We start from the raw sequence: 19,921 nt of genomic DNA, 5'->3' as shown, positions 1-19,921 counted from the left end.
TGACCGGGCCATGTGGAGGCGGCTGTGAAGCGAGGCGCGTCAGCTCTTCTGCGGATCGCCGATCCTGAACAGACGCGGCAACGGCGCGGCGCTATTCGGGCCGAACCAGGTATCGTAGATCGTGCCGGCCGTGCCCTTGGCTTCGAGATCCTTCAGCGTATCGTTGACGACATTCAGCAGGCGCGTCTCGCCCTTCGGTACGCCCACGCCTTCGTAGTCGTTGGAGATCGTGAACGGCGGGATCTCGTAGTTCGCCTTGTCCGGCACCTTCGCGAGCAACGCGACGAGCTTCGGTCCGTCTTGCGTGATCGCCTGCACGTTGCCCGTGCGCAGCGCGGCGAAGGCGAACGGCGTGTCGTCATAAGCAATGATCGTGGCGCTCGGGAATTGCGCACGCACCTGCTGCTCATTGGTCGTGCCTTTGTCCGCGCCGATCCGCAAACCGTTCAATTGTTGCGGCGAGGTAAGCGTGCCCTTCTTCGCAATGAATTGCGTGCCGGACGCAAAATAGGGGGTGCTGAAATCCACCTCCTTCTTGCGATCGTCGGTAATCGTAAAGTTGGCGAACACCAGATCCACCTTGCCCGACTTCAGGAAAGCAATGCGATTGGCCGGATTGGTCGGCTGGATCTCGAGCTTGACGCCGAGGCGCGTGGCGAGCGCTCGCGCATAGTCGACGTCGAGCCCGACGATCTGGTTGCTTTTCGAGTCGACGAAACCGAACGGCGGATTGCTATCGAAAGCGGCCACGCGCAACACGCCCGCTTTCTTGATGTCGTCGAGACGATCCGCATGCGCGGCAGCGGACATGAGAAGCAGACTTCCGGCGATCACTGCGCCAAGCACTCTGAGATTCATAACGGTGGTTTCCTGTTGTTTTAACGGGCCGCGCGCGAGGTCGAACGGCGCGTGCCCTTAGCGTGAGACGTGGACTCTAACAACGCTCGCGGACGGCACAAACCAAGCAATTTTCAGGTGCTAAGCAGCGTTGCTGATAACCCCTGGCGTCTATGGCCGAGATCGCGAACCGGTGTCGTGAACGGATAACTTGAACGACTCAGCGGCGCACGAGCATGGCGAGCGAGCGGTGCGCATCCAGTTGCCTGTCGTAGCCCGCCAGCGCGCCGTCCACGCGGCGGGTCAAAGGCGGCGTGGCGACAGTGGTTACATCGGGCTCAAGCGGCGACGCGCAGACCGGCGTCGCGCCCGACAAACAGTAGCCGACATCGCGCCGGGCGTTGATGCACGTGCGCACCTTGCCGCTGGCGATCAGCGTGGCGAGCGCGGCTTCGACCGCTTTCTCCGATACGCCGAACAAACGGGCGAAAGTCACAGCCGTATAGACGCGGCTGTGCCTCATTTTCAGCATCAGACTCTCGATCAACGGATCCATACTCGATAAAGGTAGGTCACTGCGGTTATGAAATGGACGCCGCGCGCTGACACCGTGCACGGCCTGAGTCAAAGCATGGCAGTGTTGGCGCGAATTTGGAAAGGCCGAGTTCCGATATGGTTATGATGCGAGCGGCACATCGCAAATCACGGTGGCGGCCCGAACGCTGCGCGGCATCATGCTGGTCTCGCATGCGGGCGAACCTTAGTCGTTGCCGACATATCGATGCCAGAAATCGTTAGTGGTCTCGAATGCACAGCCAATCGACAATTGAAGAGTCGGCCAGATGCCTTTGCTCCTTCGTTGCTGGCCCTTCCCGCATTCGACCAGACCCATGAGAAACGACCCGCCGCGCCAGCTCCATCTGAACGTCAACATTCTCCACTCGGGCTTCGTGCCTTCCGCCTGGCGTACCGAAGACGCGGACCCTCGCGCGTTCATCGATATCGCTCACTATGTTCGCGTTGCGCAGATCGCCGAGGCGGCGAAGTTCGACGCCGTGTTTCTCGCCGACAATGCATCGGTCGCCGATCAGATCGACTTCAGGCCGATCACGGCGCTGGAGCCGACCGTGCTGCTCGCCGGCATTGCTGCGGCCACGACGCATATCGGTGTGATCGGCACGGCGTCGACGAGCTACAACGAGCCGTATAACATCGCGCGGCGCTTTGCCACGCTCGATCATCTCAGCGCGGGGCGCGCGGGCTGGAACATCGTGACGACCGCCGATCTCGGTTCGGCGCGCAACTTCGGCCGCGAAGCGGTGCCCAATCATGCCGAGCGCTACGAACGCGCCGCCGAATTCACGGAGGTCGTGAAGGCGCTGTGGGATAGCTGGGAAGACGACGCCTTTATCGGCGACAAGATAAATGGCCGTTTCGTCGACGCGGCGAAGGTGCATCGCATCGACCATCGCGGCAAATATTTCAGCGTGGATGGCCCGTTCAATCTGCCGCGCAGTGCTCAGGGCCACCCGGTGCTGATCCAGGCCGGCGGCTCGGTGGATGGACGCGAGCTTGCGTCCCGTCACGCGGAAGCGGTCTTCTCCGCGTCACAGTCGTTCGACGAAGCGGCTTCTTATGCTCGCGAGCTCAAGTCGCGCGCCGCGGCATTGGGGCGCGGCAACGACGCGATCCGCGTGCTGCCCGGCCTCACCACCATCATCGGCGCAACCGAGGCGCAAGCCTTGCGTCGTCGCGACGAACTGGTGGATCTGATTCCGTGGACTTACAGCCTCACGCGTCTGGCGGGCATATTGGGTGTGAGCGTCGAGCGGTTGAAACTCGACGAACGTCTGCCGGACGATCTTTCACTGCCCGGTGGCGGCAACGGCAATCACACGTTCTTCCATGCCACGCTCGCGCAAGCTCGCTCGAATGGCTACACGGCGCGCCAGTTGATCCGCGCGCTAGCCGGCGGTGGCGGGCACCGTGTCATTGTCGGCACACCGGAACAGATCGCCGACGATATCGAACACTGGTTCAAAGGCGGCGCCGCCGATGGATTCAACCTGATGCCGGATGTTTTGCCGGGCGGCCTGCAGGATTTCGCGGACGGCGTGGTGCCGCTATTGCAACAGCGCGGCATTTTCCGCAGCGAGTATGAAGGCCGCACGTTGCGTGAGCACTTCGGTTTGCAGCGGCCCGTGAGCCGCCACCTCGAAACACGGGAAGCGGCAGCGACCGTTTGAACGCTCAACCGAGCCGTCATACGGCGTGTCGCGCAGAAGTGGGAGTGGTGCCAGTGGCACCTCACGCGGCAGATTGAGAAAGCGGCAAACGCAAGCGTTCCCACTGACAGGTTTCATTCGGTAAAAAGGCGGCAGCCGTAGCCGGCCACCGCCTGTATTCAGCGTCGCGAAGACAACCGTCGCACTACAGACACCAGCGCATCGACTTCATCGCAGGTGTTATAGAACGCGAGAGATGGCCGCACGGTTGCCTCGACGCCAAAGCGTCGCAAGATCGGCTGCGCACAGTGATGCCCCGAGCGCACGGCAATGCCCTCTTCGTTGAGCGCCTGCCCGACTTCCTCGGTCTCGTAGCCTTTCAGCACGAAGGACAACACACTGGCCTTGTCGCGCGCAGTGCCGATCAAACGCACACCGGGCACCGGTTGCAGCACGCTCGTCGCATACGCGAGCAGATCGTGCTCGTAGCGCGCGATATTCTCGATGCCGACGCGTTGAACGTAGTCGATCGCCGCGCCCAGACCCACTGCATCGGCGATATTGCCCGTGCCGGCTTCGAAACGATTCGGCGGCGGCTGGAACACCGTGCGTTCGAACGTGACGTCGGCGATCATGTTGCCGCCACCCTGCCACGGCGGCATGTCCTCCAGAATCGCGCGCTTGCCGTAGACCACGCCGATGCCGGTCGGACCGAACACCTTGTGACCCGAGAACACGAAGAAGTCCGCGTCGATCGCCTGCACATCCACCCGCATATGCGACACCGACTGCGCCCCATCGACCAGCGCCTTCGCGCCGGCCCGATGCGCGAGCTCGACGATCTCTCTGACCGGCACCACCGTCCCGAGCGCATTCGACACCTGCGTGACGGAGACGATTTTCGTGCGGTCGTTGAGCAGCCGCCGGTATTCGTCGAGCAATACCTGGCCGCTGTCGTCGACCGGAATCACGCGCAGCTTCGCACCGGTTTGCGCGGCAAGCTGCTGCCAAGGCACGATATTGGCGTGATGCTCGAGGTGCGAGACGATGATCTCGTCACCCTCACCCACATGCTTCACGCCCCACGTCTTCGCGACCAGGTTGATCGCCTCGGTAGTGCCGCGCACGAAGATGATTTCCTCCGGCGACGCCGCACCGATGAAACGCTGCACCTTGCTGCGCGCGGCTTCGTATGCGTCGGTGGCGCGGCCGGCCAACGCATGAGCCGCCCGATGGATGTTCGAGTTCTCATGCGCGTAAAAATACGCCAGCCGGTCGATCACCGCCTGCGGTTTGTGCGTGGTCGCGGCATTGTCGAACCACACCAGCTGACGGCCGTTCACACGCTCCTGCAGAATCGGGAAATCGCGGCGAATCGCATTCACATCGAACGGCGGATGAGCGGACGGCCCCGCATGCGGCACACCTTGCGACGCGCCGGCTGCCTGCCCTGGAACGCGCGACGGCTCGTTCAGATTCAGGAAGTAGTGCGAGCCGCCCGGGTGTTCCGCGGGCGTGGACGATGGCGCGGCATGCGCGGCATGCGATGCAGCCGGACGGTCATACGGGAAACGTTGCTCGGCAAGCGGCTCATCGACACCGGGCAGACCGAACGATTGCGCACTCACCTCGTTCCAGACCGGCACGACGATATCCGGCGACGCAGCTGACGCGGCGCGAGGTTGACCCGATTCGCCGAGAAAATAAAACGGCGAGGCGGACGCCGGCGAAACCGGCGACGCGGGTGTCACCGGCAAAGCGCCACCCGCGGACGGACGCTGCGCGCCGTGTCCCTCCGGCACACCCAGCGCGGAGCCGCCAAAGCGTGGATCGAGTGCGGGCGCAATGGTCACCACGCTGTCGGGCAAGCCGTTCTGCGCCGTCGCATGCGGCGCCAATGCGGGCGCGCGATTACCCAGCGACAGCACATGCGTCGGCGACGAGGGCAACAGGTTGGCGCCGGGCACATGCCCCTGCGGCAACGCTGCACCGGGCACACCGGTGCCCGTGCCGCCGGGACCGGCGAGCGGCGAACCCGCCGGCGCAGGATTGCTGATCTCGCTGGTCACCGGCGCCGTGAACGGCAGCGTGCCGGCGAGCCCTGGCGTCGCGCCTGACTGCGGCGGGTTGCCCGGCAACGCCGAAAAGAACGCATTCGCCAGCGACGCCAACGTGGCAGGGTCAGGCAAACCCGCAGGCAAGCCCCCGGGCGGACCGCTCGGCACATCGTGCGGCAAGACGCTATCCATGGGCTTACTTGTAGGTGTCTGGGTAGTCATGGTACTTGCCGATCTCCACGTCATCGAGAACTGCCAGCGCGTCCGGCGAATGCACGGCGAGCGAGCAATAGAGCGAGATCAGATACGACGCGATCGCGTGATTGTTGATGCCCATGAAGCGCACCGACAGACCCGGCCCCTGCTCGCCGGCCACGCCCGGCTGGAACAGACCGACCACGCCCTGGCGCTTGTCGCCCACGCGCAGCAGCAGAATCTTGGTCTTGCCGTCGGCCACCGGCACCTTGTCCGACGGAATCAGCGGAATGCCGCGCCATGTCAGGAACTGCGAGCCGAACAGGCTGACCGTCGGCGGCGGCACGCCACGGCGCGTGCATTCGCGGCCGAACGCGGCGATCGCGAACGGATGCGTCAGGAAGAACGCCGGTTCTTTCCAGACCTTGGTCAGCAGTTCGTCGAGGTCGTCGGGCGTCGGCGCGCCGGTCAGCGGAAACACGCGCTGCTCTTCCGCCACGTTGGCGAGCAGGCCGTAATCCGGATTGTTGATCAGCTGGCTTTCCTGCAATTCCTTGATCGTCTCGATCGTGAGCCGCAGTTGTTCCTTGATCTGATCGTGCGGGCTGCTGTAGAGATCCGAGATCCGCGTGTGCACGTCGAGGACCGTGCTGACGGCATTCAGGAAGTACTCGCGCGGTTGCTCTTCGTAGGGCACGAAGGTGCGCGGCAGGATGCTTTCATCTTCACGCGCGGTGCAGGCGGCCACCACGGCTTCGGGATTCTTCACCTGATTCAGGCGATAAATGCCTGCCTCGACCGGCAGCCATTGCAGCAGATGGGTGAGCCAACGCGGCGTGATCGTGGCCAGTTGCGGAACGGTTTTGGTGGCATTGGCTAGTTGCCGTGCTGCGTTATCGCCGAGCGCCGTCAGGCCGCCCACTGTTGCTGTCATCTGAAGCTCCGGGATTGATAGAAGAAAAACGGGAAAGCTTATGAGCGAAGGCGATTATCGGGAGGCCACCCCTGCGCTTCAACATGCTATAGACGGCAAACGTTGATCTACCTCACGGACGGCGGATCGACGAACGCAGAGCGCGCGAGCACGGCAATGCCCGAGGCTTCGGAAGACAGGGTGAGCAGGTGCTCGATCGGCACCTGGAATGCGCGGGCAAGCTTGTCGACCGTGACGATCGACGCGATGGCCGAGCCGCGTTCAACCTCGCCGACATACGAGCGGTTGAGTCCCGCGTATTCCGCGAGTTGCTCCTGAGACCAGCCGCGTGTCTCACGCAGACGCCGCACCGCGGCGCCGAACTCCCTGACGAGTCCGCTCATCGTGCGGCTCCCGCCGCGACAGGAAGCGCGTCTGCATGACCGCGCGGCGTGCGCTCGCCATTCGCGGCGGCGCCGGTGCCCTCGTTGCGCGACACGGCCTGCGTCACGTGCGAGCCCGGCGCGACATCCTGCGTGAGCCAGACATTGCCGCCGATCACCGAACCCCGGCCCAGTGTGACGCGGCCGAGAATGGTCGCGCCCGCGTAGATCACCACGTCGTCCTCGACGATCGGATGGCGCGCATGGCCCTTTTCCAGATGCCCTTGCGCATCGCGTGGAAAACGCTTCGCGCCCAGCGTGACGGCCTGATAGAGCCGCACGCGCTCGCCGATCACGGCTGTCTCGCCAATCACCACGCCCGTGCCGTGATCGATGAAAAACCCCGCGCCGATCTTGGCACCAGGATGGATGTCGATGCCGGTTTGCGCATGCGCGAGTTCGGCGACAATGCGCGCCAGCAGCGGCAAACCCAGCCCATATAGCTCGTGCGCCAGCCGGTGATGGATCATCGCGAGCACGCCGGGGTAACACAGCAGCACTTCATCCACGCTGCCGGCTGCGGGGTCCCCGTGAAACGCCGCCAGCACGTCGCTGTCGAGCAGGCTGCGAATCGCCGGCAAGCGCGCGGCAAACGCGCGCACCGCAATGCCCGCCTGAGCCTCGATCGTCGCGGCAGGCGGCGGATGATGCCGGCTGCGGTAATGCAACTCCAGCCGCGCCTGGCTCAACAGCGCATGCAGCGCGGCGTCGAGCGCGTGCCCGACATAGAAGTTTTCGCTTTCCTGACGCAGATCGAGCGGACCCAGGCGCATCGGAAACAGCACGCCCTTGAGCGTATCGATGATCTCCGCGAGCGCTTCGCGCCCCGGCAATTCGCGCCCGCCCGGTTCGAGCGAGCGTTTCTGCACTTCGCGCCATTGCTGGCGGACTGTCTGAAGCGCCTCGACAATCTCATCGACATCAAACACAGCCACAGTGGTGACTCCCCTAAAGTGCAGCGTGAGCGATCAGGCTTTTCAGTCCTGAATCCACGGCAGCCCGTGAAAACGCCATCCATTGCTGGCGCCGCGCCGTTGCGCGTCGTCCAGCCCTCCCTCAAAACCTTCCAGTACATTGAAAACCTGCGTGAAGCCGGCCTTCGCGGCGGCTTCCGCGGCCAGCGCGGAACGGTTGCCGCTGCGGCACAGCAGCAGCACGACGGCATCTTTGCCCGTCTTCGCTTCCAGCTCACGCACAAAACGCGGATTGCGCGTCAGACTCGTACCGGTCGCCCACGCGACATGCAAACTGTCGGGCACGAGTCCGACAAATTTGCGTTCTTCGGTGGTGCGCACGTCCACCAAGACAGCGTTGCCGGCCTGCACGAGTGCCCATGCATCCTGCGGCGACACGCCACCGGCGTAGGACAGGCCGGCTTCGGCGGCGCGGGATCGAGCGGCTTCGAGCAGCGCGTGGGTGGGTCGTTCTACGAGATCAAGCGTCATGACGTCTCCTTCGATATCGCGCGCATCCTTACGCGCCGGTTCAGGGCCAACGGTGAAAGCAACCGTCTATAGCCATCAGGAGACACTATGAAAGATCGAAGGCCGAAGCCGAACCAATTAATTGTGATTTCTAAAGAAGCATCGGTTTGGTCGCTCCCGCTCGGGATTGCCGATGCTCCGCGCCGGCCTGCTACGCCCGCGCCCGTCTGCTGAATGCGGAGCCCTCAATCCGGCGGTATTTCCAGCGGCACGACGAACATGCCGGCGGTGTATTCCATATGGAAGTACCCGGAGCGTGCGTAGGTGGCGATGCGTTCGAGCCGCTCCTGCGATTGGGCACCGTCATTGGGAACAGGCCTTTCGCCGGCCGATTGATCAATCGCAATCGGCGCGCGCCTTGCGAACTGCTTTTTCAGGGCGCGAATGGGATGTCGAAGTCCGACCTGAAAAAATGTCGCTGAAAGCGTGGCCATACGGCCTCCGTCGATTCGTTGCCATACGAACAAATCTAACGGCCAGAAAAACGAAGCGCAAACAAGGTTTTGTGGATTGGTTTTCGTGGAACGTATCAAACGCAAATGACGCCGGGCGTGCGGATGACGGAATAAGGTTGCGAGAATAAATCGGTTCAGTCGCCCGGTGCGCGCGGATAAAGTGGCTCGGCAATGCCTCGCGCGACTATCCACGCACCGCACTATGCAATCGACAATCCGTTGCTAGTGTTTTTGCCAACGGCTTCGCATACTCATCGGCCACCCTCCTGAGGAGTCAAGCCGGCATGTCCCTTTCACTCGACCACGTCGTGATCCGCGTGCAGGATCTCGAACAGACCATCGCTCATTTCAGCGCACTCGGCTTTACGGTGCAGCGCGGCGGCACGCACGCCGACGGCGCCACTCACAACGCGCTGATCGGTTTCGCGGACGGCAGCTATTTCGAACTGATCGCCTTTCTGCGGGACGCACCGGAACATCGCTGGTGGGACGCCGGCAATCGGGTCGGCGACGGCTTCGTCGATTTCGCGCTCCTGCCGCAGTCGGTCGCGGCAACGATCGATGCCGCTCACGGGCGCGGCCTGCTCTACGACGGCCCGATTGCCGGCGGACGCGTGCGCCCTGACGGCGAGCGGCTCGAATGGCAGATCGGCAAGCCGCGCAGCGCTGACCTGCCCTTTCTCTGCGGGGATTTGACACCGCGCCGCTTACGCGTCGCCGAAGGTGACGTGCGCCATCACGCCAACGGCGCGCGCGGCGTGGCGAACATCACGCTTGCCGTGCACGATCTGGATGCAAGCCTCGCGCGGTATCGTGCGCTGCTCGGTGAATTCAGCGTGCAGCGCGCGCCTTTGCCAGGGTACGGTATCCGGTTCGCGATCCTGCCGCTCGGCACGACGACGTTGACGCTCGTCAGCCCGTCACGCCCGCGTCACGAACCCGTTGAAGGTCTGGCATCCGACATTCGGGATTATCTGGCCACACGCGGCGAAGGCGTCTTCGCCGTTGCATTGGAAACGCATGCAGGTGGCTCGCCGCGTGAATTCGCGCGCGAACTCACACACGGTGCCACCCTCGAACTCGTGGCGGGTTCCTGATCCCCGAATGTCGGAGAGTCGGCCGTCAACTGACCGCCGACTGATCGCCGACGGCCTTCCGCTCCGGCCGCCCGCTATGTTCATCGCGCCCACCGGCCACCGTCGCGCCGCAAAGGACAACGGACGCTACGGCAACGGCCCGCGCCGTGCCGCGAACGCTATAGCCTCCCGCTCACGATGCCGTTTCCGCCGCAAGCGACCCGCCAAGATAAGCATCGCGAATCCGCTGATCGCCGAGCAGTTCGCTTGCGGTGCCGGACAACACCACTCGGCCGGTCTGCAACACATAGCCGCGATGCGCGATCTGCAAGGCAAGGCTCGCATTCTGTTCGACCATGAAGAACGTAATGCCCTGCCGGTTGATGGTCTGGATCAGCTCTAGCACCTTGTCGACATAGAGCGGCGACAGCCCCATGGTCGGCTCGTCCATGCAGACGAGCGCCGGGCGGCTCATCAGCGCGCGCGCCATGGCCAGCATCTGCTGCTCACCGCCCGAGAGCGTGCCGGCGCGTTGCGTCAGGCGCTCTTTCACGCGGGGGAACAGGTCGAGCATGCGTTCATAGTCCGCGGCGATACCGGCGCGGTCGTTGCGCGTGAAGGCTCCCATCAGCAGGTTCTCGCGCACTGTCATGTCGCCGAACAGGCGGCGCGCTTCCGGCACGGAAGCGATCCCGCGCCGCACGATCTGCGAGGTCGGCAGGCCGTTCAACGGCTTGCCGTAGAAGTTGATCGTACCGTTTCGCGGTTTGTGCAGGCCGAGGATCACTTTCATCGCCGTCGATTTGCCGCTTGCGTTGCCCCCCAGCAGGCTCACGATCTCGCCGCGCCCAATGCTGAGATTCAGGCCGAAGTGCACCTGAATCTGCCCATAGAACGTGTCGATCTGGTCGAGTGTCAGCAACGGCTCTGTCATGGCTTGTTCAGTTGTGGGTAAATCATTCGATGACACGAGATGCAGGCTGGAGCTCGTCATGCGGCGGCCGTTTCGTTGCGGCCGGCCTGCACGCCAACTTGACAATGCCCAAGGTAGGCTTCGATCACCGCGGGATCGTTGCGCACCTCGTCCGGCAGACCGGACGCGATCTTGCGGCCGTCGTCGAGTACGAGCACGCGGTCGGAGAGACGCATCACCAGGTCGAGCTTGTGTTCGATCAGCAGGATCGTGAGTCCGTCGCGTTTCAGTTCGAGAATCAGTTCGAGCATTTCCGCGGTCTCGGACTCGTTCATGCCGGCAGTCGGCTCGTCGAGCAAGAGAATGCGCGGACGCAGCGCCAGCGCGCGCGCAATCTCGACACGCCGGCGGTTCGCGTAGGACAGGCTGTGCGCCGGCTCGTCGATGCGAGGCGCGAGGCGTGTGCCGAAGCGCGCAAGCAGCGCCTTCACTTCGTCGCGCAATTCGGCTTCCTCGCGGCGCAGCGCCGCGGGCCCGACCAGCGCACGCAGCACTTCGGCGAACGCTCCAACAACGGGCCAGCCGCGCCGCGTCATCGCAAGACGCGCGTGCGCGCCGATCAGCACATTGTCCAGCACGCTCAGGTTGCCGAACACCCGCCCATGCTGGAACGTCCGGGCGACGCCGCGCGCGGCGAGCTGTTCCGGCGCCATGCCGGTCACGTCTTCGCTGCCGAAGCGCACCGAGCCGGAGTCGGGCGTATCGATTCCGGTCAGCAGATTGAACAGCGTGGATTTACCCGCGCCGTTCGGTCCGATCACGCTCACGCATTCGCCGCGCGCAACCGACAGGTTGACCTCGTCGACGGCGACGAGGCCGCCGAAGCGCCGCGTCACGCGCCGCACGTCGAACAGAATGTCCGCACCACCACTGGAAGAAGTTGTCATGGTCGTCCCCGTCATACCGCGCCGAACAGGCCCTGTGGCCTGAAGCGCACCAGCAGAAGCAGAATCACGCCGTAGATCAGCATCCGGTAATCGGCGGCGAAGCGGAAGAGTTCGGGCAGGCTGATGAGTGCGATCGCCCCCGCCACCGCGCCAACCACGCTGCCCAGGCCGCCGAGGATCACCATGGTGAGCGCAAGGATCGACACTTGCGAGTCGAAGGTCTGATAGTTGATGTAGCTGTACAGATGCGCCGCAATGCCGCCGCCGATGCCGGCCGCCAGTCCACCGCACGCGAATGCGATGGCCTTGTAGCGGTTAGGCCGCACGCCATACGCGCGCGCCGCGACGTCGTCCTCGCGGATCGCGCGCCAGGTGCGGCCCAGATGCGAGCGCAGCAGCCGTACTTGCAGCAGCGCAAGCAACACGAGTACCGCAAGCGTGAACCAGTAAACCGCACGCACGCCCGTCAACTGCCAGCCGAACAGCGACAACGGCGGAATGCCGGTGATGCCGACCGGCCCGCGCGTCAGGCTATCCCAGTTCAGCACCACCAGTCCGATGATCTCGCCGATACCGAGCGTGGCAATCGACACGTAATGTCCGCGCAGCCGGAACGACGGATACACCAGCAGCGTGCCGATAGCCGCGGTGATGAGGCCGGCGAGCGGAATCGTCAGCGCGGGCGACCAGCCCAGATTCACCGAGAGCAGCGCCGACGCATAAGCGCCGATCAGCAGCAGTGCCGCGTGGCCGAGCGAAATCTGCCCGACGGTCCCCGCGACGAGTGTCAGGCTGAGCGCGAGCAGGCCGTAGATCCAGCCGTTGGTCAGCGTCTGAAGCACATAGGCCGATGGGGTCGCGAACGGCAGCACGAAGGCGAGCGCCACCACCGCGACGATCACGCGGCGCGGAATCCTGACCGCCTTGCGGTTCGACAGGAACGTGCCTGTGAGCGGCTCGGGCGGCAGCCGGCGGCTCGAACTGAAGAGCCCGTTGGGCCGCCATACTAGAAACGCCAGCAGCAGCACGAACGCGAACAGGTCGCGATAGCTCGTGCCAAACAACGCGACGCCATAGCTCTCCACGAGCCCCAGCAGCAGGCTGCCGGCGATTGCGCCCGGCACGTTGCCCAGCCCGCCGATCAGCAGTGCGACGACGCCTTTCAGCGTAGCCTGAAAGCCCATCGCCGGATCGATGCTGTTGTAGTACATGCCGACCAATAAGCCGCTCAGGCCGCCGAGCCCGCAGGCAATCGCGAACACCGCCTGATTCACGGCATTCACGTTCACGCCCATCTGCTGCGCGGCGTCGCGATCCTGCGCGGTGGCGCGCACGGCCCAGCCGAGCCGCGTAAAGCGCAGGAACACGTAAAGCACGGCCGCGGCGCCGATGCCGATCGCCGCGATCAGCAGATCGAGCGAACCGAGCGTCGCCCCGCCGAGCGAGAGCGTCCAATCCGGCAACGGGCTCGGCACCGGACGCGGATCCGGGCCGAAGACGATTTGCGCGAGCTGGTCGAGCACGAAACTGATGCCGATCGTGGCCAGCAGCGGCGCGATACGCGCGGCGCCCTGCAACGGCCGCAAGCCGATCCGTTCAATAAGGATGCCGAGCAGCGCGCAGCCCGCGATGGTCGCGACGAGCGCGACCGGCAGCGGCAAGCCGAGCCGCGTCAGGCACAGCCAGCCGATGAAGCCGCCGACCATGTACACGGAACCATGCGCGAAATTGATCAGATGCGAGACGCCGAAGATCAGCGCGAGGCCGACCGCCAGCAGCGCATAGATATTGCCGACGATCAATCCGTTGATCGTGTAGTCGAACCAGGCCGTCATAGCGTGTCAGTCCCGTAGCCCGCATTGATGGTGCTTTCGATCATTGCGCGCGCACGGCGCTCACGCCGTCCCACAACGCGAATTTACCGTCGTTGACGACCAGATCCAGGTTCTTTGCACCGGCCACGCGGCGCGTTTGCGGATCGAATTTGAACTTGCCGAAAATCACGCTCGGCACGTCGTTGATCTTCGCGAATCCGTCGTGCACGGCCGTGCGGTCGGCGCCATAGCGGCGGATTACCTCGCTCGCCAGAATCATCGCGTCGTAGGCGCGCGCGGCGAACGTGTCCGGCTCGGCGTTATATCTGGCGCGGTAACGCTGTACGAAGCTCTGCACTTCCGGGCGCGGGTCGCCGGGGAAAAAGTTCGATTCGGTGTAGACGCCGTTCACCGCGGGTCCGCCCAGGTCGAGAAATTTGGGCGAATACACCGAGCCGACAGCCGCGATCGGTGTATGCACGCCTGCTGCTCGCGCCTGGCGAACGATCTGCGCACCGTCTGAATAGTACGAAATCAGGACGATCGAATCCGGCTCCGCGCTGCGCACGCGCGTGAGCGTCGCGCGAAAGTCTTTCTCGTTCGGCTGATAGGCCTCGGCCGCGACGACCTCCGCGCCGTTCGACGTGACGGCCTTCGCGAAGATGTCCTTGCTGGTGCGGCCCCAGTCGGTGTTCAGATACAGCACGGCGATCTTTTTGAAGCCGAGCCCTTTGGTGACGTAGCGTGCAAGCATCGGCTGTTCCTCCGCCTGGCTGATCGCCGTGCTCCACATATAGTCGCCGCCCTTGGTGAAGTCCGGGTGCGAGTTGGTGAAGCCGAACTGCACGAGGCCCGCGCGCTGGTAAACCGGCGACGCGGCCATCGACGCTCCGCTCGACAGATCACCCAGTTCGAGGAGGATGCGTTTGTCGTCGACGAATTTCTGCGCGATCGCGACAGCCTGGCGCGGATCGCTGCGGCTGTCCTCGAAGTCGTAACTGAGCGGATGACCATTAATGCCGCCATTGCCGTTGATCTGCTCGAGCGCGAGATCGAAGCCGCGCTTCCACTGCTCGCCGTATTGCGCGTCCTGTCCGCTCAGCGGTCCGGTCACACCGACCCAGTAGGGATCCGCCGCGTGTGCAGCAGGCATTGCGCCGCCCAAAGCAATAGTCAGTGCGCCAGCCAGTTGAAGCAGCGTGCGGGCTGCACCGCGCTTGTTGTTCCACAGAATCGACATGCTTTTCTCACGCCATGTAATTGAGTGAGACGATGTAACCATGTCGCCTGGAAGCCGGCCAACGAAGATAACGGTCAAAGCTTATTCCCGTGAATCCGCCAAGCTTATGAGTGTGAGCGATTACGCAGTGCGCCGAGCTTGTGCGCTGCTGCGGCCAATGCAAAAAAGCCCTTATTTCACGGCACTTTTTGCACTTCAAGCGGAAAGATGATTGGCTCACGTCAGTTGCGCGCGTGCGGGAGGACCGCAACTTTCGTCAATTGCATAGCCGAATTTATTATAAGAATCGAGCATGAAACGGCCTCTAGAATGCACCCATCACATGGATGAGGCATCGCATGGAGTTGCATCAACTCGAAGCGTTCTCAGCAGTCATGTCGGCGGGCAGCATGACCGGCGCGGCTCGACTGCTGCGCCGCTCGCAGCCGGGCGTGACGAGAACGATCCAGGATCTCGAACAGGAGATCGGCTATGCACTGTTCGACCGGAAAGGGCCACGCGTCACGCCGACGAGCCGCGCATTTCTGCTTTATGACGAAGTGGAGCGTTCGCTGATCGGCCTCGATGCGATCCGAGCCAGTGCGCGCGCCATCGGCCGCGACGAACCCATGCCGCTGCGCGTCGTGGCAACGCCCGCGCTCGCCGCGGCGCTGGCGCCGCGCGCCCTCGCGAAGCTGAACCAGGCGGCCGCGCAAGCAGGCACACGCGGCAACACGCAACTGCGCAGCGCGTCCGCCGAGCAGGTCGTGCAGACGTTGCTCTCGCGTGCCGCCGATGTTGGCATCGCCACGCTTCCACTCGATCATGCGGCCCTCGATGTGCACTACATCATCGAAGCACCGTGCGTGGCCGTGCTGCATCGCGACGACCCGCTGGCGCAGGACGCCGTGTTGCCGCTCGCGCATCTCGCCGGACAGCCGGTCGCGACGCTGGCGAACCGCTACCGGCTGCGCAACAGGATCGATCGCGCGTTCGATCAGGCCGGCATTGCGCTCCTCACCGCGCTGGAAACCAACGCGTCGCTCAACGCGATGATGGCGGCGCAGGAGAAGCTCGGCGTCGCCATTGTCGATCCGGTGACGGCGTTCGGGCTGCGCCTCGCCGATGTCGAAGTGCGGCCGCTCGACGTGCCGATCCCGTTTCTGTATGGCGTTGTCACGCTGTCGGGCCGACCGCGCACTCCCGCAATGGACGCGATGATCGACGCCCTCGCTGAAGTCTCACACGCTCTGCTGCCCGGCGCGGTGCGCCACGCGGCGTCGCAGCATGGCGCACTGGTCGCTCACGATCGCATGGATAGCGCGGACAACGCTGGCGATTCCGATTCCTCCTCTCATCGCGACACCGGAGTTCCGGCATGACCGTATTGAATCCACCACCCGCCGCCGACGGCCTGGCCGCGCTCGAAGCCCGGCTTCGCGAAGACCTCGACTGGCTCGAACTGCCTGCGCCTTCCTGGGTGCCCGCGCGAAACGTCGGGGCGCAACGCGTGCTTGATGTCGCGATCATCGGCGCCGGCATGGCCGGACTCGCGGCAAGCGCCGAGTTGCGCCTGTTGGGCATCGACAACCAGCGGCTCTTCGATCAGGCGCCGGCGGGCCGCGAAGGTCCGTGGGTCACCTACGCGCGGATGCAGACCCTGCGCTCGCCGAAACAGCTGACCGGGCCCGCGCTCCGTCTGCCCGCCCTGACCTTTCGCGCATGGTACGAAGCCCAGTTCGGTCGCGAACAATGGGACGCGCTCTACAAGATTCCGCGTACGCAGTGGATGGACTATCTGCGCTGGTATCGCCGCGTGCTTGAACTGCCGGTGCGCAACGACACTCGCGTCGAAAGATTGCGCCCACGCAGCGATGGCCTGATCGAACTCGATCTCCTCGGCGGAGCGGCGAACGACACCAGTCGCGCCCGGCGCGAAATCGTGCTGGCCAGGCATGTCGTGCTGGCAACCGGACGCGAGGGCCTGGGCGGCCCCTTCATTCCCGAGGTTGCACGCGAACTTCCCGCCCGCCTGCGCGCGCACTCGTCGGATGCGATCGACTTCGCCGCGTTGCGCGGCAAGCGTGTCGGCGTGGTGGGTGCAAGCGCGTCGGCGTTCGACAATGCCGCGAGCGCGCTCGAAGCCGGCGCGGCGCAAGTCGATCTGTTCGTGCGACGCGACGCGCTGCCTCGCATCAACAAGTTGACCGGCATTGGCAGCCCCGGCCTCGTACACGGTTTCGCCAGCCTGCCTGACGAATGGAAATGGCGCTTTCTGCACTACTCCGCCCAGACTCAGGCGCCGCCGCCGCGCGATAGCGTGCTGCGCGTCGCGAAGTATGCTCAGGCGAAGCTGCATCTTGCCAGCCCGCTCACGCGCGTAAGCCACGAGGGCGACACGGTCGTCGTCGCTACGCCGAGGGGCCGCTACGCGCTCGATTACCTGATCTTCGCGACCGGTTTTCACGCCGAGATCGACACCCGCGACGAGTTTGCGCTGATCGCGCCGCATGTGCGCCGCTGGCGTGACCGCTTCGAACCCGCGTGCGAACTGCCGAGCGACGACCTCGGCAGCTCGCCGGATCTGGATCGCAACTTTGCCTTGCAGGAACGGATCGCGGGCACATGTCCGGCGCTCTCGCGCATTCACTCATTCAATCACGGCGCGAGTCTGTCGCACGGCAAGATCGCCGGCGACATTCCCGCGATCAGCGACGGCGCGCAACGTCTCGCGCGCGCCATCGCCGCCATGCTGTTCGACGCCGACCGGGACACGCACTACGCCGCGCTGCAGGCATTCGACACCGCCGAGCTTGCCGGAGACGAATGGGCCGACGCCGACGCGCCCGTAATCGACACCACCGCCTGACTCTCCCCTGACGAGACTTATCACTCATGTCTTCTTCATTGACCGATCACACATCCACTGCCGCAACCGACGACTTCGTTGCAGCGTTGGCGGGGCTCGCGCCCGACAGCCCTGTCGCTGCGTTGCGCGCCTTCCGCGGTGACGCAACCCGCTATACGCAAGGCAGTCACGACGCGCTGTTCTCCAGCGACGTCGTCGATCTGACGCTGCGCGAACGGCTGTACGCGGCGTGGTATGCGGCGCTGCTCTCGCGCTCGGAGCAGACCGCGCAAGCGTATCGCAAACGCCTGCTGGCACTCGAACCGGCCGCGGGACCAGACGCGGAAACAGATGCGCACGCAACGAGCGCATTGCTCGATGCCATCGCGCAACGTCGCACGCCGCGCGATGTGACGGCCGACCCGCGGCTTGCGGCGATCCTCGTGCATACCGAAGCACTCGTATTGCAGCCTGCCGCGACCGGCAAGCCGGCCCTCTCGGCGCTACAGTCAGCCGGTCTGACGACGCGTGCGATCGTCGCACTCGCGCAACTCGTCGCATTCGTCACGTATCAGGTGCGGGTCGTCGCCGCGTTGCGCGCGCTGGAGGCACGAGCATGAGCACGGATCACGGCTTCACCTCGCAGACCCTCGGCTGGCGCGCATGGCTCGATACCGTCCCGCTCGCGCAGGCATCGCCCGCGCAGACGGCGGTGCTCGAAGCGAGCCATCCCCAGGCGAAGACTTCGGACTATTACCTGCTGCTCGTGCACGAAGCGGAAATCCTCCGGCAGCGCTCCGGTGCGTTCAACAGCATCATGTACGCGCCAGGCGGCCTGTCGCGCACGGAGCGCGAGCTTGCGAGCACGGTTGTCTCGCGGGTCAATGGCTGCGTGTACTGCGCCTCGGTGCATGCGCAGCGCTTCCAGCAACTCGCGAAACGCGACGACGTAATCCAGCAGATCTTCTCGGCCCCGCAGACCGCGGGCACGACGGAGCGCGAACGCGCCATCGTGAAGTACGCGATCGATCTCACGCTGCATCCTGAAGCGCTCAGCCCGGCCTCGCTCGACGCGCTGCGCCGCGCAGGGCTCGACGATACGCAGATTCTCGACTTAAGCCAGGCGATTGCGATCTTCGCGTGGGCGAACCGGCTGATGCTGACGCTCGGTGAGGCCGTATTTCCGGCGTAGGTCGGGCTTCGCATTGCATTGACCTCGCATCGCGCCGGCTGGCGAATATGGATATGCGAATCGCTTCGTTGTCGCACGAAGAGATGCGTTAGAGACTCGCAGTCCAACTCATTTCGGGAAAATACTCATGTCTGCCTCGCGTCCTTTCTTGCGGTTCCGGCGACTGTTCACGCTCGTCGGCGCCGTGCTTGCCTTCTCCGTTTACGGTGTATCTTCCGCGGCGCCGGCCACCGGCGAGCCGGTATTCTTCGGCGTAAGCGGACCACTGACCGGCCCGAATGCGCAATATGGCGCGCAATGGAAAGCCGGCTTCGACCTCGCGCTCGACGAGATCAACAGCCAGGGCGGCATCAACGGCCGACCCTTGCAGTACGTGTTCGAAGACAGTCAGAGCGACCCGCGCCAGGCGGTCGGCATTGCGCAGAAGTTTGTCGACGACAAGCGCATCCTGATCGAACTCGGCGATTTTTCGAGTCCGGCCTCGATGGCGGCCTCGCCGATCTATCAGCGCGCCGGCCTCGTGCAGTTGGGTTTCACTAACTCGCATCCTGACTTCACCAAAGGCGGAGACTTCATCTGGAGCCCGTCCGTCAGCCAGGCAGACGCGCAACCGCTGCTCGCGGACCTGGCCGTCAAGCAGGGTTTCAGGCGCATCGCCGTGCTGTTCCAGAACACGGATTGGGGCCGCGCCAGTAAGGACGTATTCGTGAAGGCGGCGGCCGCGCGTGGCGCACAGGTCGTGGCCGCCGAAGGTTATCAGCCCACCGACAAGGATTTTCGCGCCACGCTGCTGCGCGTGCGTGATACGAAGCCCGATGCACTGGTGCTGATTTCCTACTACTCGGACGGCGCGCAGATCGTGCGCCAGGCGCGTACGAGTGGCATCAGCCTGCCGATCGTGGCCGCCAGCTCCGTGTACTCGCCGAAGTTCATGGAGCTGGGTGGTGAGTCCGTCAACGGTGTAACCACCAATACCAGCTTTTTCCCGGGCGATCCGAGCCCCGAAGTTCAGCATTCCGTTCGGGGCTTCGAGACGAAATATCACCATCAACCGGACGCCTTCAACGCGTTTGCTTACGACGCCACGATCATCGCCGCCTATGCGCTGCGCGCCGGCGGCCTCGATCGCCGAGCCGTGCGTGATGCGTTGCCAAAGTTGCATGACGTGCCCAGCGTCGTGTTCGGCAAGGCGACTTTCGATCCGGCGACGCGTCGCGTGATCGGAGTGAAAAGCGTCAACCTCGTAGTCGAAAATGGCGAGTGGGCGCTTCTTGGCAGCAAGGCTGCGGTGGCGGCGAAGTGA

The 19,921-nt window shown here is 64.3% G+C and carries 19 protein-coding genes; 7 read left to right on the top strand and 12 right to left on the bottom strand.

The genetic code is table 11. The features are described from left to right. Positions 1-39 precede the first annotated feature (39 nt). Both P0D71_RS22465 and P0D71_RS22460 read right to left on the bottom strand, forming a co-directional pair. Positions 40-858, bottom strand: coding sequence for an ABC transporter substrate-binding protein (locus tag P0D71_RS22465; RefSeq protein ID WP_408482174.1), 819 nt, complete (start codon positions 856-858; stop codon positions 40-42). A gap of 199 nt (positions 859-1,057) precedes the next feature. Beyond that, positions 1,058-1,369, bottom strand: a complete 312-nt coding sequence (locus P0D71_RS22460) for a hypothetical protein (RefSeq protein WP_286162071.1) — start codon at positions 1,367-1,369, stop codon at positions 1,058-1,060. 358 nt (positions 1,370-1,727) lie between these two features. Here P0D71_RS22460 and P0D71_RS22455 point away from each other — a divergent pair, with 358 nt between their 5' ends. Then, positions 1,728-3,083 (top strand): LLM class flavin-dependent oxidoreductase, encoded by a 1,356-nt coding sequence (locus P0D71_RS22455; RefSeq protein ID WP_408482172.1) that lies wholly within the window; start codon positions 1,728-1,730, stop codon positions 3,081-3,083. 158 nt (positions 3,084-3,241) lie between these two features. Here P0D71_RS22455 and P0D71_RS22450 read toward each other — a convergent pair whose 3' ends face one another. The 6 genes from P0D71_RS22450 to P0D71_RS22425 all read right to left on the bottom strand — a co-directional run bounded on the left by P0D71_RS22450 (position 3,242) and on the right by P0D71_RS22425 (position 8,588). After that, positions 3,242-5,341 (bottom strand): family 2A encapsulin nanocompartment cargo protein cysteine desulfurase, encoded by a 2,100-nt coding sequence (locus P0D71_RS22450; protein WP_408482170.1) that lies wholly within the window; start codon positions 5,339-5,341, stop codon positions 3,242-3,244. Further along, the gene (locus tag P0D71_RS22445) at positions 5,316-6,248 is read right to left on the bottom strand and encodes a family 2A encapsulin nanocompartment shell protein (protein WP_408185003.1); all 933 of its coding nucleotides are present in this window, start codon (positions 6,246-6,248) and stop codon (positions 5,316-5,318) included. The genes P0D71_RS22450 and P0D71_RS22445 overlap by 26 nt, the downstream gene beginning before the upstream one ends. A gap of 107 nt (positions 6,249-6,355) precedes the next feature. After that, on the bottom strand, positions 6,356-6,631 hold the full coding sequence (locus tag P0D71_RS22440) for a helix-turn-helix domain-containing protein (protein ID WP_091801351.1): 276 nt from the start codon (positions 6,629-6,631) through the stop codon (positions 6,356-6,358). Beyond that, the gene (epsC, locus tag P0D71_RS22435) at positions 6,628-7,605 is read right to left on the bottom strand and encodes a serine O-acetyltransferase EpsC (protein ID WP_408482168.1); all 978 of its coding nucleotides are present in this window, start codon (positions 7,603-7,605) and stop codon (positions 6,628-6,630) included. The genes P0D71_RS22440 and epsC overlap by 4 nt, the downstream gene beginning before the upstream one ends. A gap of 42 nt (positions 7,606-7,647) precedes the next feature. After that, complete coding sequence (locus tag P0D71_RS22430; RefSeq protein ID WP_408482166.1) at positions 7,648-8,115, bottom strand: rhodanese-like domain-containing protein; 468 nt, start codon at positions 8,113-8,115, stop codon at positions 7,648-7,650. A 224-nt stretch (positions 8,116-8,339) separates the two neighbouring features. Continuing rightward, positions 8,340-8,588: a hypothetical protein gene (locus P0D71_RS22425; protein ID WP_408482164.1), complete on the bottom strand. Its 249-nt coding sequence runs from the start codon at positions 8,586-8,588 to the stop codon at positions 8,340-8,342. 305 nt (positions 8,589-8,893) lie between these two features. On the opposite strand from P0D71_RS22425, the gene P0D71_RS22420 reads away from it, so the two are divergent. Next, positions 8,894-9,706, top strand: a complete 813-nt coding sequence (locus P0D71_RS22420; RefSeq protein ID WP_408482162.1) for a VOC family protein — start codon at positions 8,894-8,896, stop codon at positions 9,704-9,706. 172 nt (positions 9,707-9,878) lie between these two features. Here the strand turns inward: P0D71_RS22420 and P0D71_RS22415 are convergent, their stop codons facing one another. The 4 genes from P0D71_RS22415 to P0D71_RS22400 are packed head-to-tail and all read right to left on the bottom strand — an operon-like array spanning position 9,879 to position 14,599. Beyond that, the gene (locus P0D71_RS22415) at positions 9,879-10,619 is read right to left on the bottom strand and encodes an ABC transporter ATP-binding protein (protein WP_408482160.1); all 741 of its coding nucleotides are present in this window, start codon (positions 10,617-10,619) and stop codon (positions 9,879-9,881) included. Between the two features lie 56 nt (positions 10,620-10,675). After that, complete coding sequence (locus P0D71_RS22410) at positions 10,676-11,545, bottom strand: ABC transporter ATP-binding protein (RefSeq protein ID WP_408482158.1); 870 nt, start codon at positions 11,543-11,545, stop codon at positions 10,676-10,678. Between the two features lie 11 nt (positions 11,546-11,556). Then, positions 11,557-13,380, bottom strand: a complete 1,824-nt coding sequence (locus tag P0D71_RS22405; RefSeq protein WP_408184998.1) for an ABC transporter permease — start codon at positions 13,378-13,380, stop codon at positions 11,557-11,559. A gap of 40 nt (positions 13,381-13,420) precedes the next feature. Continuing rightward, positions 13,421-14,599: an ABC transporter substrate-binding protein gene (locus P0D71_RS22400; protein WP_408482156.1), complete on the bottom strand. Its 1,179-nt coding sequence runs from the start codon at positions 14,597-14,599 to the stop codon at positions 13,421-13,423. Positions 14,600-14,937: 338 nt separating this feature from the next. Here P0D71_RS22400 and P0D71_RS22395 point away from each other — a divergent pair, with 338 nt between their 5' ends. The 5 genes from P0D71_RS22395 (at position 14,938) to P0D71_RS22375 (ending at position 19,921) form a co-directional block, all read left to right on the top strand. After that, positions 14,938-15,960 (top strand): LysR family transcriptional regulator, encoded by a 1,023-nt coding sequence (locus P0D71_RS22395; RefSeq protein ID WP_408482154.1) that lies wholly within the window; start codon positions 14,938-14,940, stop codon positions 15,958-15,960. Next, positions 15,957-17,447, top strand: coding sequence for an NAD(P)-binding domain-containing protein (locus P0D71_RS22390; RefSeq protein WP_408482152.1), 1,491 nt, complete (start codon positions 15,957-15,959; stop codon positions 17,445-17,447). The genes P0D71_RS22395 and P0D71_RS22390 overlap by 4 nt, the downstream gene beginning before the upstream one ends. Positions 17,448-17,473: 26 nt before the next feature. Continuing rightward, on the top strand, positions 17,474-18,046 hold the full coding sequence (locus P0D71_RS22385) for a CMD domain protein (protein WP_408482150.1): 573 nt from the start codon (positions 17,474-17,476) through the stop codon (positions 18,044-18,046). Continuing rightward, positions 18,043-18,618: a peroxidase-related enzyme gene (locus tag P0D71_RS22380; protein ID WP_408482148.1), complete on the top strand. Its 576-nt coding sequence runs from the start codon at positions 18,043-18,045 to the stop codon at positions 18,616-18,618. Before P0D71_RS22385 ends, P0D71_RS22380 begins: the two co-directional genes overlap by 4 nt. Positions 18,619-18,745: 127 nt before the next feature. Further along, on the top strand, positions 18,746-19,921 hold the full coding sequence (locus P0D71_RS22375; protein WP_408482146.1) for an ABC transporter substrate-binding protein: 1,176 nt from the start codon (positions 18,746-18,748) through the stop codon (positions 19,919-19,921).

The sequence above is a fragment of the Paraburkholderia sp. RL17-383-BIF-A genome, from assembly GCF_046028015.1.
GTDB lineage: Bacteria > Pseudomonadota > Gammaproteobacteria > Burkholderiales > Burkholderiaceae > Paraburkholderia.
Note: the sequence above shows the minus strand (reverse complement) of the source record. Positions and strands in the feature narration are given on the sequence as shown.

What these genes read in the sequence shown, in the direction of transcription:
- P0D71_RS22390 (WP_408482152.1), top strand. Translation starts at nt 15,957, where the DNA reads ATGACCGTATTGAATCCACCACCCGCCGCCGACGGCCTGGCCGCGCTC.
- P0D71_RS22450 (WP_408482170.1), bottom strand. Translation starts at nt 5,341, where the DNA reads ATGACTACCCAGACACCTACAAGTAAGCCCATGGATAGCGTCTTGCCG.
- P0D71_RS22440 (WP_091801351.1), bottom strand. Translation starts at nt 6,631, where the DNA reads ATGAGCGGACTCGTCAGGGAGTTCGGCGCCGCGGTGCGGCGTCTGCGT.
- P0D71_RS22385 (WP_408482150.1), top strand. Translation starts at nt 17,474, where the DNA reads ATGTCTTCTTCATTGACCGATCACACATCCACTGCCGCAACCGACGAC.
- P0D71_RS22375 (WP_408482146.1), top strand. Translation starts at nt 18,746, where the DNA reads ATGTCTGCCTCGCGTCCTTTCTTGCGGTTCCGGCGACTGTTCACGCTC.
- P0D71_RS22405 (WP_408184998.1), bottom strand. Translation starts at nt 13,380, where the DNA reads ATGACGGCCTGGTTCGACTACACGATCAACGGATTGATCGTCGGCAAT.
- P0D71_RS22380 (WP_408482148.1), top strand. Translation starts at nt 18,043, where the DNA reads ATGAGCACGGATCACGGCTTCACCTCGCAGACCCTCGGCTGGCGCGCA.
- P0D71_RS22400 (WP_408482156.1), bottom strand. Translation starts at nt 14,599, where the DNA reads ATGTCGATTCTGTGGAACAACAAGCGCGGTGCAGCCCGCACGCTGCTT.
- P0D71_RS22425 (WP_408482164.1), bottom strand. Translation starts at nt 8,588, where the DNA reads ATGGCCACGCTTTCAGCGACATTTTTTCAGGTCGGACTTCGACATCCC.
- P0D71_RS22410 (WP_408482158.1), bottom strand. Translation starts at nt 11,545, where the DNA reads ATGACAACTTCTTCCAGTGGTGGTGCGGACATTCTGTTCGACGTGCGG.
- P0D71_RS22420 (WP_408482162.1), top strand. Translation starts at nt 8,894, where the DNA reads ATGTCCCTTTCACTCGACCACGTCGTGATCCGCGTGCAGGATCTCGAA.
- P0D71_RS22465 (WP_408482174.1), bottom strand. Translation starts at nt 858, where the DNA reads ATGAATCTCAGAGTGCTTGGCGCAGTGATCGCCGGAAGTCTGCTTCTC.
- P0D71_RS22395 (WP_408482154.1), top strand. Translation starts at nt 14,938, where the DNA reads ATGGAGTTGCATCAACTCGAAGCGTTCTCAGCAGTCATGTCGGCGGGC.
- P0D71_RS22455 (WP_408482172.1), top strand. Translation starts at nt 1,728, where the DNA reads ATGAGAAACGACCCGCCGCGCCAGCTCCATCTGAACGTCAACATTCTC.
- P0D71_RS22445 (WP_408185003.1), bottom strand. Translation starts at nt 6,248, where the DNA reads ATGACAGCAACAGTGGGCGGCCTGACGGCGCTCGGCGATAACGCAGCA.
- P0D71_RS22460 (WP_286162071.1), bottom strand. Translation starts at nt 1,369, where the DNA reads ATGCTGAAAATGAGGCACAGCCGCGTCTATACGGCTGTGACTTTCGCC.
- P0D71_RS22415 (WP_408482160.1), bottom strand. Translation starts at nt 10,619, where the DNA reads ATGACAGAGCCGTTGCTGACACTCGACCAGATCGACACGTTCTATGGG.
- P0D71_RS22430 (WP_408482166.1), bottom strand. Translation starts at nt 8,115, where the DNA reads ATGACGCTTGATCTCGTAGAACGACCCACCCACGCGCTGCTCGAAGCC.